General features: G+C 70.2%; 10 protein-coding genes. 4 read left to right on the top strand and 6 right to left on the bottom strand.

Annotated elements, in window-relative coordinates; translation table 11 throughout:
* Positions 1 to 73: 73 nt before the first annotated feature.
* The 5 genes from BWR60_RS22705 to BWR60_RS22685 form a co-directional block, all read right to left on the bottom strand.
* Entirely contained in the window at positions 74 to 349 is a 276-nt protein-coding gene (locus tag BWR60_RS22705; RefSeq protein WP_088153306.1) for an HU family DNA-binding protein, read from the bottom strand.
* Between the two features lie 111 nt (positions 350 to 460).
* On the bottom strand, positions 461 to 1192 hold the full coding sequence (locus BWR60_RS22700; RefSeq protein WP_088153305.1) for an ABC transporter ATP-binding protein: 732 nt from the start codon (positions 1190 to 1192) through the stop codon (positions 461 to 463).
* Complete coding sequence (locus tag BWR60_RS22695) at positions 1189 to 1995, bottom strand: ABC transporter permease (RefSeq protein ID WP_088153304.1); 807 nt, start codon at positions 1993 to 1995, stop codon at positions 1189 to 1191. The genes BWR60_RS22700 and BWR60_RS22695 overlap by 4 nt, the downstream gene beginning before the upstream one ends.
* A 48-nt stretch (positions 1996 to 2043) precedes the next feature.
* Entirely contained in the window at positions 2044 to 3564 is a 1521-nt protein-coding gene (locus BWR60_RS22690) for a hypothetical protein (RefSeq protein ID WP_088153303.1), read from the bottom strand.
* Positions 3565 to 3684: 120 nt separating this feature from the next.
* Positions 3685 to 5091 (bottom strand): glycosyltransferase family 4 protein, encoded by a 1407-nt coding sequence (locus BWR60_RS22685; RefSeq protein WP_218823629.1) that lies wholly within the window; start codon positions 5089 to 5091, stop codon positions 3685 to 3687.
* 311 nt (positions 5092 to 5402) lie between these two features.
* Between BWR60_RS22685 and BWR60_RS22680 the strand changes: the two genes are divergently transcribed.
* The 3 genes from BWR60_RS22680 (at position 5403) to BWR60_RS22670 (ending at position 8982) form a co-directional block, all read left to right on the top strand.
* Entirely contained in the window at positions 5403 to 6584 is a 1182-nt protein-coding gene (locus BWR60_RS22680) for a polysaccharide biosynthesis/export family protein (RefSeq protein ID WP_088153302.1), read from the top strand.
* A gap of 29 nt (positions 6585 to 6613) precedes the next feature.
* Positions 6614 to 8089 (top strand): LTA synthase family protein, encoded by a 1476-nt coding sequence (locus BWR60_RS22675; RefSeq protein ID WP_088153301.1) that lies wholly within the window; start codon positions 6614 to 6616, stop codon positions 8087 to 8089.
* Between the two features lie 83 nt (positions 8090 to 8172).
* The gene (locus tag BWR60_RS22670) at positions 8173 to 8982 is read left to right on the top strand and encodes an alpha/beta fold hydrolase (protein WP_088153300.1); all 810 of its coding nucleotides are present in this window, start codon (positions 8173 to 8175) and stop codon (positions 8980 to 8982) included.
* A 59-nt stretch (positions 8983 to 9041) separates the two neighbouring features.
* Here BWR60_RS22670 and BWR60_RS22665 read toward each other — a convergent pair whose 3' ends face one another.
* Positions 9042 to 10379 (bottom strand): glycosyltransferase family 4 protein, encoded by a 1338-nt coding sequence (locus BWR60_RS22665; RefSeq protein ID WP_179221898.1) that lies wholly within the window; start codon positions 10377 to 10379, stop codon positions 9042 to 9044.
* Positions 10380 to 10827: 448 nt separating this feature from the next.
* Here BWR60_RS22665 and BWR60_RS22660 point away from each other — a divergent pair, with 448 nt between their 5' ends.
* On the top strand, positions 10828 to 13857 hold the full coding sequence (locus BWR60_RS22660) for an alpha-mannosidase (protein WP_088153298.1): 3030 nt from the start codon (positions 10828 to 10830) through the stop codon (positions 13855 to 13857).
* Positions 13858 to 13929: the final 72 nt, after the last annotated feature.

Here is a 13929-nt window from a genome sequence, read left to right as displayed (position 1 = left end):
GCCTTCGGATCGGATCGATTGTTGTTGGTTCGGCCGGGACCCGGCGGACGGCCGGGCCCCGGGTCAGACGCCCTTAGGCGTTGAGGGCCTCGCGGACGGGCTTCGACGGGCTGAACACCACCTTCTTGGAGGCGGCGATGGTGATCGGGGCGCCGGTGGTCGGGTTGCGGCCCTCGCGCTCCGGCCGGGTCGCCACCTTGAACCGGCCGAAGCCGGAGATCGACACCTGGTCACCCCGCGCGGCCGATTCGGTGATCGCCTGGAAGATGCTGTTGAGGATGCGCTTGGCCTTCACGCGCGACAGCTTGTGGTCCTGGGCCAGCTGTTCGATCAGCTCCGAGGTGTTCATCGACGGTCCTCTAGATGGCAATGGGTGCATCGCACCCGGTGGCAGGCCCGGGGACGGCCCCGGACCCATGGCGCATGCTCGGGCGAGCATGTCGGGGCGGACGGGCGGAGGTCAGGGGAGCGGCGCGGGCAGCTCGTCATCCTCGTCCTCCTCGTCGAACTCGATCGGCGACTCGTCATCGGCGGGGAAATCGTCATCCTTGAACGCCAGGATGGCGTCGCGCACCGAGTCGTAGGTGGTCAGCCGCCCGTCGGACAGCACCGCGCCGGTGTCGGCGAAGCGGCGCAGCATGCGCGGCCGCTTGGTGGTGAAGACCAGCGTCGCCTCGCGCCGGCGGGCGTCGACCAGCCGCTCGCACCAGTCGCGGAAGCCGGGCGGCCCGCCGATCACCGATTCGTCGGCCAGGTAGATGTCGAAGGGCAGGGCATAGGCCGCGGTGAACAGGAGGCGGCTGCGCTTGTCGCCGGTGTAGCTCGCGAACGGCTTGTCGAAATCGGTGCCCAGATCGGCATGCGCCTCGACGAAGCGGACCACCTCGGTGGCGTCGGCGCCGTAGATGCGGGCGGTGAACCAGACATTCTCGCGCCCGGTCATGGTGCTGACGAAGGGGCCGGCGGTGCCGACCAGGAACGACACCCGGCCCTGGCGCAGCACCCGCCCGGAATCCGGCGGGATGGAGCCCGCGATCATGCGGATCAGCGTCGACTTGCCGGCGCCGCGGCGGCCGAGGATGCCGACGGTCTGCCCCGGCTCGAACACGGCGCTCAGCTCGTCCAGCACCAGCCGGCTGTGGCCGCTGCCGTGCGACCGGTAGCGCTTGGTGACGCGGTCCAGCACGATCATTTCGCGGTCATCCGGCGGGTCCGCAGCGCTCGCTCCAGGACCAGGCCGAAGAAGATCGAGCCCAGCGCCCAGGACAGCAGATAGGTCTTGTCCAGGCACATCGTCGGATAGGTCAGGTAGAAGCCGGTGCGGAACCACTCCACGCCGTGCAGCACCGGGTTCCAGACCAGCCAGTCGCGGATCTGCGCCGGCATGTAGTCGGGCACGTAGAACACGGCGCTGAGGAACAGGAGCGACCGGCCGAACACGCCGTAGACCACCGCCCACAGCCGGAAGAAGGAGCCGATCACGCCGTTGACGATGCCGACGCCGATCGCCGTGGCCGCGATCACCAGGAAGGCAGAGACCACCTTCAGCGGCTGGATCGGCGCCGCCTCCGGCACCCCCATGACGAGGTGGATGAAGCTGAACAGCAGGATCGCGACGACCGCGAGCTGCAGCGTCTCCAGGAAGGCGCGGGCCAGCAGCAGGTCCAGCGGCTTGACCAGCGGCACGCCCTTGGTCAGCCCGCCGCCGCGCAGCGCCGTCATCGCCTTCGACGAGATGTGCATGAAGGTGAAGTACGGGATCATGCCGGTGCCGAGGAACAGCAGCATGCTGGTGCCGAAATCCGCCTGCCGGCCGATGGCGGAGAACACCGCCATCATCATCGACAGCTGCAGCATCGGCTCGAGCATCTCGAGCAGGTAGCTGAGGCGCGAATGCTTGGCGTGCATCCGCATCTCGCGCAGCATCAGCGACACCAGGACCCGGACCTGGACCGCCAGGGCCGTGCCGAGGCTGGGCCGTGCCAGAACGGTCATGGCGCGGCTCCGGGCAGGGGGGCGATCGTCGGCGTCATCCGGCCCGCCTCAGATCATGTGGTCGCGCACGGAGTGGACCGTGAGCATGGTGATGGCCCAGGCGACGAAGGCGATCAGGAACACGATCAGCACGTCCTCGACCCGCTCCGGATACAGCGCGTACTCGGCCAGCGTCGGCTCGACATAGGGCATCAGATAGGTGCGGTCGGACATGGCGCTGCTGCGCACCTGGTCCAGCGCCGTCAGCATGTTCTGGTAGCTCTGCTGCGCGAACTGCATCTCCAGCCGGATGTCCTCGTAATCCGACAGGGTCGCGGCATAGCCTTCCTGGGACGCGCCGTTGCCGGGGGCCGGGGCGGCGCCGGCGCCGAGCTCGCCCTCGATCTTGCTCAGCTGGTCGCGGGTGGCGGCGATGTTGTTCTTCAGCACCTTGATGGTCGGCGCGTCCGGCGACATGTGGGTCGACAGCGAGGTCAGCTGCGCTTCCATCTGCGCCAGGTTCGTGCGCAGCTGCAGCGACAGGCCGAGGGTCGAGGACGCGCTGGTCGACAGGTCCGGCGTCTGCTGCACGTTGCGGAACTGGCGCAGCTTGGCCGTGACCTCGCGCAGCCGGTCCTCGGCGTTCTTGACGTCGCGCTCGGCGAAGCGGACCGAATCCTCGCGGGCGCGCTCGGCGATGCGGTTGACCAGGTTCTCGCTGGAGCCGATCAGCGCCTTGGCGACGCGCAGCGAATCCTCCGGCGTGAAGGCGCGGACCTGGACGATCGAGATGCCGGTCGACACGTCGAAGCTGGCGTCGACCCGGTTCTGCCAGTACTCCACCAGCTTCTCGACCGGCACGGTGGGGTCGAGCCGGGAGAGGTAGTCGGCCTTCGGGCTGCTGTAGATCGCGCGCAGGTCGACGGTCTTCAGGAGGTCGCCCACCGCCTCGCGGCTGGTGATGTAGTCGGCGACGATGAAGTTGTCGCTGAACGCCGACAGCCGGGCCGACTGGCCCAGCGCGGCGCCGACGAGATCCGTGGTCGCCGAGGAGGCCGAGGCGTTCGAGGATTTCACCGCGAAGCGGAACTCGGAGACGTACTGGTCGGCGGCGAAATAGAGGTAGTAGGCGGCCCCGGCCGCGGTCGGCAGCACCACCATCAGCAGCAGCGACAGCCAGAACCCGGCCGACAGCCTGGCCTTGCGGCTGGGCAGCCGCAGCGGCTCGGCCCGGGTGTCGTAGCGGCGCTCCAGCGGCGTGCGCCGGGCCGTCGGCGGCGGCGCCGACCGCACCGCCGGCACATCGCGGAAGCCGGTCACCAGCTCATCCGCCGATCGCCGCCGGCTGGGCAGCGAGGTGACGGTGGCGTCGGTCGTCGGGGCGGCCTCGCCCTCCGGCTCGGTCCCGGCCGGCTCGCCGCCGCGACGGGCCGCCATCCGTGCCCGGGCGGCCCGCAGCTCGGCAATGGTCCGCCGCGACGCCGGCGCATCCTGGGAGGCGTCGGCGTCGTCCGGGGAGTCCGCGACCGAGGCCTGCTGGTCCAGCTTTTCGGAGAGGTCTTCCGAGGGATTGTCCGGTGTCTTGCCCAAGCCATGCCTCACGAGAGTCGGGGTGGCTGCGCTTCCGTTCGCTGCACCGCAGCATAGCAGACCGGATGCGACGAGGAAACCTTCGAAACCACCAAACCTTCTTGCTCCACCACGGATCCTTTAACGAAACCTTTGGTCGGCGTCCGCCAGAACCGGCGTCGCGGTTGCGGCCTCCGCCTCCGCCCCGGCCCGCGACCGCTCCCCGGCCGGCAGCAGCCGCCGGTACATCTCGCCCAGCCGGGCGCGGTAGCGCTCCGGCGAGTAGAGATCCGCCTGGCGGAGGCCGCGCTGCGTCAGGTCGGCGCGCAGCTCGGCGTTGCTGTCGAGGGCGCGGATCGCCTCGGCCAGGGCATGGGTGTCGTAGGGGTCGATCAGCAACGCCGCGTCGCCCGCCACCTCCGGCAGCGCGCCCTCGGTCGAGGCCAGGACCGGCGTGCCCAGGCGCATCGCCTCCAGAACCGGCAGGCCGAAGCCTTCGTACAGCGACGGGAAGGTCACCGCCTTGGCGCCGCGGATCAGGCTGACCAGCAGCGGGAAGGGGGCGTAGTCGATGCGCAGCACCCGATTGCGGGTGTAGGTCAGGGTGTCGACCTGCTCCAGGTAGCGGATGGTCGAATCGTTCAGCAGCTTCAGCTCCTGGTCGGTCTTCCAGGCCAGCTTGCCGATGATCACCAGCGGCGTCTTGATCTGGCTGGCGAGGTACCCCTCGATCAGCCGGCCGATGTTCTTCTTCGGCTCGATCGCGCCGAAATAGAGCAGGTAGCCCTTGTGGGTCAGGTTGAAGGTGCCCTCGACCTCGCGCTTCACCGCCTCCTCCGGCTTCTCGGCGTATTTCGCCGGGATGTCGACCGCCTGGTAGGTGTTGGTGATGCGCTCCTCGGGGTAGCCGAACAGGTCGACGATGTCGCGCTTCGAGGTCTCCGACACGGTGACGATGTGGTCGGCCTTGCGCAGCAGCATCCGCACCAGCCGGTGGTAGCGGCGCTTGTTGTCGAGCGTGGTGTAGGGCAGCCGCAGCGGCACCAGGTCGTGGATGGTGTAGATGTTGCGGGCGCCGGCCATGCGCAGCGGCAGCGGATAGGTCCAGTGCATCAGCTTGGGCGCGTGGCGCAGCGTCACCGTCATCCGGTTGCGATAGATGGCGAAGTGCCGGTAGGAGCGGCTCCACAGGTCCGGCACCGAGCTGATCTGGTCGTAATACGGCATCCGCGAGCGGTAGGTCCTGGCGATCACCTTGCCGGTGATCGGCACCGGCTTGGCCCGCACCCCCGCCGGCGAATGGATCAGCTCGTTGACATAGCGCAGGAACTCCAGCCAGCGCGGCGCCTCGCCGACATTGGACGGGTCGAAGAAGGCGATCTCGCGCAGCAGCTGCTGGGTGCTCGGCGCGGCCCGGCCGCCATACAGCACCTCGGTGCGGTAGCCGAGATTGTGCAGCTCATAGCTCAGGTTCCGGGCATAGGTGGCCACCCCGGTGCCGGTTTCGAGGCCGAGATTGTAGCCGTCGATCATGATCGTCTGGGTCACGGCGTGGTCCTGTGCTGTCCGGCGACTCGAAGCAGAGGCTTCGGCACGGCCCCGATGGCGATGCACCATATCGGACCATAGCTTCACCCATGCCGCCATCCAAGATTTGGAGAGCGCGCTATAGATATAAAACCTAAAATGCGGCACGAAAACAGAAATTTCAGGTTTGCAGTCCGGGAAGCCGCTCTCTGCCTTGGTTTCCGGACTCGAATGCGGAATCGTACGCAGATGCAGCATTGGCTATTGCGTTCGAAATCTGGTATGTCCCAAGCATTCGCGCTACGGCGCACGGCAGAAGAGACGACGGCCCCATGACCTGGCGACTGGCGTGGCTCCTTCCCGCCGCTCTCGCGCTGCCCGCCTGTGGCGAGCTGCCGAGCAACGGCCCCCTGGCTGGCCAGATCCTGGCGTCGGGCGAGAAAGCCTCGGCCGCGGAAGCTGCCAAGGCGGTCGACACCCAATACGCCATCGTCGATCTCAACGAGACCACGATCGCGGCGCTGGATCGCGCCCCACGGCCCAGTCTGATGCAGCGCTTCGGCGACAAGGCGCCGGCGCCGACGCAGCAGATCGGGGTCGGGGACACCGTCTCGGTGTCGATCTGGGAGGCGGGGACCGGCCTGTTCGCCTCCGGCGCCGTCACCCCGACCGGCGCGGACGGGGCGCACAGCGTCACTTTGCCGCCCCAGGTCGTCGACCAGCGCGGCAACATCACCGTGCCCTATGCGGCCAAGCCGATCCGGGCCGTGGGCCGCACCCCGACCGAGGTCGCCGACGCGATCGAGCGGTCGCTGACCAGCCAGGCCAGCCAGCCGCAGGTGATCGTCACCGTGCCGGAATCCGGCTCCGCCTCGGCCTCGGTGCTGGGTGACCAGACCGGCGGGGCGCGGGTGCCGCTCAACCTCAGGGGCGAGCGGCTGCTCGACGTCGTCGCCCAGGGCGGCGGCATCAAGTCGCTGCCGGCGGAGACCTTCATCACCCTGACCCGGGCCGGGGCGTCGGAGACGGTGGGCCTGCCGACCATCCTGAAGGACCCGTCCGAGAACATCTACATCCAGCCGGACGACACCATCTACGTCACCCGGCACCCGCAGACCTACACGGCGCTGGGCGCGGTCAGCACCTCCAGCGAGCTGCCGATCGACCAGGAGCCGTTCACCCTGGCCCAGGCCGTGGGCCGGGCCGGCGGGCTGGCGTCGAACCAGGCGGATGCCAGCGCCGTCTTCGTCTTCCGCTTCGAATCGCGGGCCGTGTTCCAGTCGATCCGCAGCAACTCGCCGCTGCTGGCCGCGCGCCAGCCGGTGCCGGTGGTCTACCGCCTCAGCTTCGAGGACCCGCGCGGCTTCTTCTATGCCCAGCAGTTTCCGGTGCACAGCCGCGACCTGATCTATGTCGGCACCGCGTCGTCGGTCGAGTTCCTGAAGTTCCTGGCGGTGGTGCGCAGCGCCATCTCGGTGCGCTCGCCGGTCACCACCGTGGTCGGGGGCGGCTGAGCCGGACATCCGCGGGGGGAGGCGGCGCCATGCCGGTCGTGCCCGAACTGATCGGCCTGGCCGGCGGCGCCGTCGCCTGGGAGGCGGCGGATGCCCTGGCCCGGCCGCGGCGGGGGATGTTCGGCGGCAGCCGCGCCGCCCTGCTCGGCCGGACCGTCGTCTTCCTGCTCATGCTCGGCGCCTGGCTGGGGCTGTTCGGCCGCTTCTGGTTCGCGCTGGCCGCCAGCCTGATCACGCTGGCGATCCTGGTGGCGATCTCCAACGCCAAGCACCGCAGCCTCTACGAGCCGCTGGTGTTCTCCGACTTCGCCTTCATCCTGCCGATGCTGCGGCACCCCGCCCTGTTCTATATCGAGCGGCGCGAGGGGCTGGCGCTGACCGGCATCGCGGCGCTGCTGGTCGCGGTGATCGCGGCCTGGGTGGGGCTGGAGCCGCGCAGCATCCCGGTCCCGGCGCAACTGGCGCTGCTGGCGGGCGAAGCGGCGCTGCTGGGCCTCGCGGCCTTCGCCATCCCCTGGCCGCGGGCGCTGACCTTCGCCGACCCGGTGGATCCGCGCGGCACGATCCGGCGCTTCGGCCTGGCCCTGTCGCTGCCGACCGCCTGGCTGCGCTGGCAAAGCGAAGGCCGCCGGCCGCTGCCGGAGATGCCGCCGCCCGAGCCCGGGCCGGATGTCGATGCCGTGATCGTGGTGCAGTCGGAATCCTTCATGGATCTGCGCCGGATCGGCATCGCGACGGAGCTGCCGGAATTCGACCGGCTCAAGCCGCGGGCCCTGGTGCACGGCCTGCTCGATGTGCCGTGCTTCGGCGCCTACACGCTGCGGCCGGAGGTCTCGGCAATCACCGGCCTCGGCGCCGCCGAGCAGTCCTTCGACGGGCTGCATCCCTATCTGCGGCCGCGGCGCTTCGCCCCGGCCTCGCTCGCCGCGGCGCTGCGCGGCCAGGGCTGGCGCACCATCTTCCTGCACCCCTATGACGAGACCTTCTTCCGCCGGCGCGAGGCGATCCCGGCGCTCGGCTTCGAGCGCTTCATCGGCCAGCGCGACCTGCCGGAGGCCGGGCGCAGCGGCTACTATATCTCGGACGACGCCGTGGCCGGGGTGATCGAGGAGGAACTGCGCCGGGCCAAGGTGGACGGGGTGCGGCTGTTCCTGGTCTGCGTCACCATGGAGGCGCACGACCCCTACCGCCCCGGCCGGGTGCCGGGCAAGGACGCGCCGCTGCAGCAATACCTGCACCATATCGGCCACGCCGATGCGATGCTGGCCCGGCTCGTGGCCCATCTCGACGCGGCGGCGGAGCGGGTGCTGCTGGCCTTCTACGGTGACCACGCGCCGGTGTTGCAGGAGGTGGATCCGGAGCGCGAGCGCCGCACCGACTTCATGATCTTGGATTGCGGCCGCGCCGCGCCGCGGCCGGACGCGGCGGCCCCGGTGCAGTGGCGGCCGGAGCGGATCAACCGCTTCATCCGCTCCTGGCTGGCCGGTGGCGATCGCGACGCCTGACCCGGCCCGGCACGAGGTCGTCGGGAACCTGCCGCCGCGGCCGGCTATCATAGACAGGAGCAGCGGCTTTCCGGAGACGACCCATGCTGACCCTCGATCGGCGCTTCACCTTCCGCGGCCAGAACGTGGCCTGGGGCGTGCTCGGCGACGGGCCGCCGCTGGTCCTGGTGCACGGCACGCCGTTCTCGTCCCAGGTCTGGCGCCGGATCGCGCCGCTGGCCGCGACCCGGTGGCGGGTCCATGTCTTCGACCTGCTGGGCTATGGCGAGTCGGAGCAGCGCGACGGCCAGGACGTGTCGCCTGCCGTCCAGAACGCGCTGTTCGCCGCCCTGCTGCGCGAATGGGGGCTGGAGCAGCCGGAGGTGCTGGCCCATGATTTCGGCGGCATGGCGGTGCTGCGGGCCCGTTATCTCGACGGCTGCCGCTACCGGCGCCTGACCCTGATCGACCCGGTGGCGCTGCCGCCCTCCGGCTCGCCCTTCTTCCGCCATGTCGCGGCGCATGAGGTCGCCTTCGCCGGCCTGCCGGACTATGCCCATGAGGCGATGCTGCGGGTCTATATCCAGGGCGCGGCGCGCAACCCGCTGACCGAGGAGGCGATGGCGATCCACATGCGGCCCTGGCAGGGGGAGGCCGGGCGTCCAGCCTTCTACCGCCAGATCGCGCAGATGCATGACCGCTATCTCGAGGAGATCGAGCCCGCCTACGGCCCGATGCCCTGGCCGGTCGAGATCCTGTGGGGCGAGCAGGATAGGTGGATCCCGATCGCCCAGGGCGAGCGCCTGGCGGCGAGGCTCACCGGCGGGGCGCTGACCCGCGTGCCGGATGCCGGCCATCTGGTGCAGGAGGACGCGCCCGAAGCGATCGTCGCCGCGCTGTTCCGGGCCGCGTGACCGCCTCTCATCATTGGTTTCGGATTTTCCAGTTTTTCGTCATGTCGCGCCGCCGACGCTCAGCAGATGCTGTACTTCCGCCGGACATCTTCGACGACGTTGTCGAAGATGTTGAAATGCCGGTCCCAGGTCGGGGCCTTGAACCGTGCCAGCCGGGCCATCTGCGCCTGGCGGCGCGGCGAGTTCGGCTGGGCATAGTTCATGATCATGTCCATCCAGCCGGGGCCGTCCAGCGGGTCGAGATATTCCGGGATGCCGCTGCCCAGCTCGTGGAACACCGGCAGGTCGGAGCAGATCACCGGCACCGAGCAGGACAGGCCCTCGACCAGCGGCAGGCCATAGCCCTCGGCGAAGGAGGGGAACAGCACCGCGCGGGTGCCGATCAGCAGGCGGTGCAGCACCGCGTCGGGCACCCGGCCCAGCTCGATGACATGGTCCGAGATCTGCTCGCAGCGCTCGATCATGTCGATGACGTTCTCGTTCTCCCAGCCGCGGCGGCCGACGATCACCAGCTTCGGCGCGGCGCGGCCCAGCTTCTGCACCAGAGCGCGCCAGATCTGCAGCATGAACAGGTGGTTCTTGCGCGGCTCGATCGTGCCGATGATCAGGAAATAGGGCTCGCTCTCCAGGTCATTGACCTTCTGCGGCGCGAAGCGGCGGTCGACCCCCAGCGGCGCGACGAAGACATCGTCCATCCCGCCATGATGGCGCTGGACGTGCTTCATCAGGTCGCGCTTGGTCTGCTGCGAGTTGACGATGGTGGCGGCGGCGGTGGTCGAGATCGCCTCGATCCGGGCGACGTGCCGCGCGGCATAGCCCGGGCGGACATATTCCGGATGGTCGATCGGGATCAGGTCGTGCACCAGGTAGATCGGCGCCAGCTTGCGGCGCGCCACCAGGCGCTGCAGCGTCGCCGGCTGGTGCAGTCCCTCATGCGAGACATTGACGTAGATCGCCTGCTGCCGCCGGGCGCTGATGCTGATCATGCGCGACAGCAGCCCGCGGGCGCCCAGCAGCGCATCCATGCCGAGCTGCAGCAGCGGCGCGGAGGGCCGGGCCGGGGGCACCGGCGGCGACACCGAATTCCGGCCGCTGCCGTTGAACTGCTCCGCCGGCACGCCGATGAAGCGGGCGATCCGCTCCACATCCTTGGTCCGGATGCGGTGGGCGCCGAAGCTCCAGCGCTCCCACCGGTTGGCGACGAACTGGGCGAAGGCCGGGGTGGACAGCTGCCAATAGCGCGAGCGCCAGCGGGCGATGAACTGCACCTCGTTCGGATAGCGCTCCAGCATATGCCGGCCGTAGGTCAGCTCCACGCGATCGACGCCCGTCGGGGTTGCGCTGCCGGATCGGCGCACCAGCCGGGTCACGTCGAACAGGATCTGGTCTTGAGCCATACGTCCTGCTCCTTTGCAAGCTGTCGCCCGGCCGCCCGATCCTGGCGGCACGGTCATCAGGGGGACACATCGTCCTCACGAAATCTTTCGGGACGCTGCTCCCCCTGGTCTGCCGGTGCCGGATCCGGAGATCCTTGTCCGACGGCATGACGGTTTTGCGACGACCGCCTGTGCATGAACCCGAAACCAAGTCCGGGTAAGCTATCACCAGTCTCCGAGCAATAGGAAATCTTTTTTGCATCGCAAAACATTCGCTAAGATGAGCATTAAAATCTGCAAAATCCAAGCGAACCGGAACCCCGCGGCGAAGCTTCGGCCGCGGCCGAAAGCGGCGGCACCCCCGTGCCTGCCGCGACGGAATGCGGTAACTAGGGGCGGAGCGAATCGTGTCTCCCCAGGTTCCGCGGACGGCATGCCCGTCCCGCCCTTGCCCATCGGAGAGATCGGAATGAGCCTGTCCATCGCCCAGCGCCTGCAACGGCTGGACGCCCGCATCGCCGAGATCCTGTGCTGGCGCGAGCGGGCCGGCGAGCCGATCCGGGAATGGCGCTGCGACGGCCGGCCGCTGTCGCTCGACGACCCCTGGCCGCACACCGAGGGCGTGCTGGCCTTCACCGCCGAGGCCGAGGTGCCGGCGGCCTGGCCGCTGGACGAGGTGCGGCTGCGGCTCGATGTCGGCGGCGAGAGCCTGCTGACGCTGGACGAGGACGGCGCCGGGACGACCCGCTTCGGCCTCGACGTGAATCACCGCGAATTCCCGCTGCGCGCCCGCCGCATCCGGATCGAGACCGAGAGCGTGCCGCGCCTGCCCTTCGGCCAGCCGGTGCACCATCCGCGGCTGGCGGAGGCCCGGCTGGTCTGGGTCGACGGTGCGGTGCACCGGCTGGCGCTGCTGCTGCGCCAGGTGTGGGAGGCGGCGACGGCGCTGGAGGAGCATGAGGCCGTGCCGCATCTGCTGGCGGCGGCCGAGGCGGCGCTGTGGTCGCTGGACTGGCCGTCGGCCACCGGCGCCTATCTGGCCCGCACGGCGCCCCTGCCGCAGCAGCAGGCGATCTGGCGCCTGCCGCCGCTCGACCCGCAGCCGCCGGCGCTGGGCGAGGCCGAGCGGGCGGCCGCGGTCGCGGCGCATGACGGGCTGGCGGCGGCGCTGCGCGGGCTGAAGCAGCGCTTCCCGCCGCAGGGGCGGCTGGCGATCACCGGCCACGCCCATATCGACCTGGCCTGGCTGTGGCCCTATGCCGAGACCCGGCGCAAGGCGCGCCGCACCTTCCACACCGCGCTGCGGCTGATGGAGCGGTTCCCGGATTTCGTCTTCAACCAGTCGACCGCGGCCTATTACGCCCAGGTCGAGGCCGACGACCCGGAGCTGTTCGCCGCCATCCGCGAGCGCGCGGCGGAGGGGCGGTGGGAGACGATCGGCGGGCTGTGGGTCGAGCCCGACACCAACATGCCGACCGGCGAGAGCCTGGTGCGCCAGGCCCTGTACGGCCAGCGCTATTTCGAGCGAAGCTTCGGCCGCCGCCATACGGTGTGCTGGCTGCCGGACTGCTTCGGCTTCTCGCCGGCCCTGCCGCAGATCCTGCGCCAGGGCGGGATGGACAGCTTCTTCACCATCAAGGTGAACTGGTCCGAGACCAACCGCTTCCCGCATGACCTGTTCCAGTGGGAGGGGCTGGACGGCAGCCGGGTGCTGGCCCACACCTTCGACAATCCGATCCAGGGCTATAACGGCACCATCCGGGCCGATTGCGTGCTGCCGACTTGGCGCAACTTCCGGGGCAAGGCGGCGCATGACGAAAGCCTGCTGGCGGTCGGCTTCGGCGATGGCGGCGGCGGGGTGACGCCGGAGATGCTGGAGCGCCAGGCCCAGCTGACAGACTTCCCGGCGCTGCCGGAGCTGCGGCCGGCGCGGGTCGAGGAGTTCTTCGGCCGGATCCGCGAGCGGGCGGCGGAGCTGCCGGTCTGGCTCGGCGAGATCTATCTCGAGCTGCACCGCGGCACCCTGACCAGCCAGGGCCGCACCAAGCGCCTGAACCGCCAGGCCGAGCGGGCGCTGCTCGCGGCCGAGGTCGCCGGCAGCCTGGCGACGCTGCTCGGCGGCCCCGCCTTCGCCAGCCTGGAGCCGGCCTGGCGCGGCCTGTTGAAGAACCAGTTCCACGACATCCTGCCCGGCTCCAGCATCCGCGAGGTCTATGAGGATGCGGAGCGCGAACTGGCGGCCGCGCGCGATGCCGGCCTCGACCGCCAGGCCGAGGCGATGGCGGCGATCGCCGCCGCCCTGCCGAAGGGCGGCACGGCCGACGCGCTGGTGGTGGTCAACCCCGACCTGTCGCCGCGCCCGCTGCGGCTGGAGCTGGAGGGCGATGCCCTCGCGCCGGACCTGACGGTGCCGCCGCTCGGCGTCGTCGTGCTCGACCGCGCGGCGCTGCAGCCGGCACCGGGGCTGTCGGCCTCCTGGTCGACCACGGGCAGCCGGCTGGAGAACCGCTTCCTGCGGGTCGAGATCGGCGCCGACGGCACCATCGCCCGGCTGCTGCACAAGCCGACCGGGCGCGACGCGCTGGCCGGGCGTGGCAACCAGCTGTGGCTGTATCCGGCCGACAAGCCGCGCAGCTGGGACGCCTGGGATGTCGAGGCCGATTACGATCGCCAGGGCTTCGAGCTGAGTGAACTGGAGGAGTCGGAGCTGGTCGAGGACGGCCCGGACCGGGCGGCGCTGCGGCTGGTCCGGCGCTGGCGCGATTCCACCATCACCCAGACCCTGACACTGTGGGCGAATTCGCCGCGGCTCGACATCCACACCCGGCTCGATTGGCACGACCGGCGGGTGCTGCTGCGCGCCCTGGTGCCGGTGGCGGTGCGGGCGGAGCAGGCCAGCTTCGAATGCGCCTTCGGCGTGGTGCGGCGGCCGACCCACCGCAACACCTCCTGGGACCAGGCGAAGTTCGAGGTGCCGGGCCACCGCTTCGCCGACCTGTCGGAGCCGGGGTTCGGCGTCGCCCTGCTGAATGACGGCAAATACGGCCACAGCGCGCTCGGCAATATTCTGGGCCTCAGCCTCGTGCGCGCCCCGATCTATCCCGACCCGCTGGCCGATGAGGGCGTGCAGGAGTTCACCTATGCGATCGTGCCGCACGAAGGCGACTGGCATGAGGGCGGCGTGCGCGAGGCGGCGGAGGACCTCAACCAGCCGTTGCTGGCGCTGCCGGTGCGCAACCTTGCGGCCGGGCTGCACACGCCGCTGATGGTCTCCGGCATCACGGCCGGGCTGGCGGCGTTGAAGCCGGCGGAGGAGGGGGACGGGCTGGTGCTGCGCCTCTACGAGCCGGCCGGTGCGCGCGGGCCGCTGTCGGTCACCGTGCCGGATGGCTGGCTGGGCGAGGCGGTGTCGCTGCTGGAGGAGCCCGTGAAACGGGACCGGCCGCACGCGCTGGAGCCGTTCGAGCTGCGCAGCTGGCGGATGTGGCCGGAACGCTAGAAGGGGCGCCCGGCCCGGGCCGTAGGCTTGGGGGGAGGGGCCGGGCGCGGCGCCTGCTGCTGACGGGCGGCG

Origin of the sequence: Inquilinus limosus, assembly GCF_002195995.1 — a bacterium.
Lineage (GTDB): Bacteria > Pseudomonadota > Alphaproteobacteria > DSM-16000 > Inquilinaceae > Inquilinus > Inquilinus limosus_C.
This window is presented reverse-complemented; position numbering and strand designations above follow the sequence as displayed.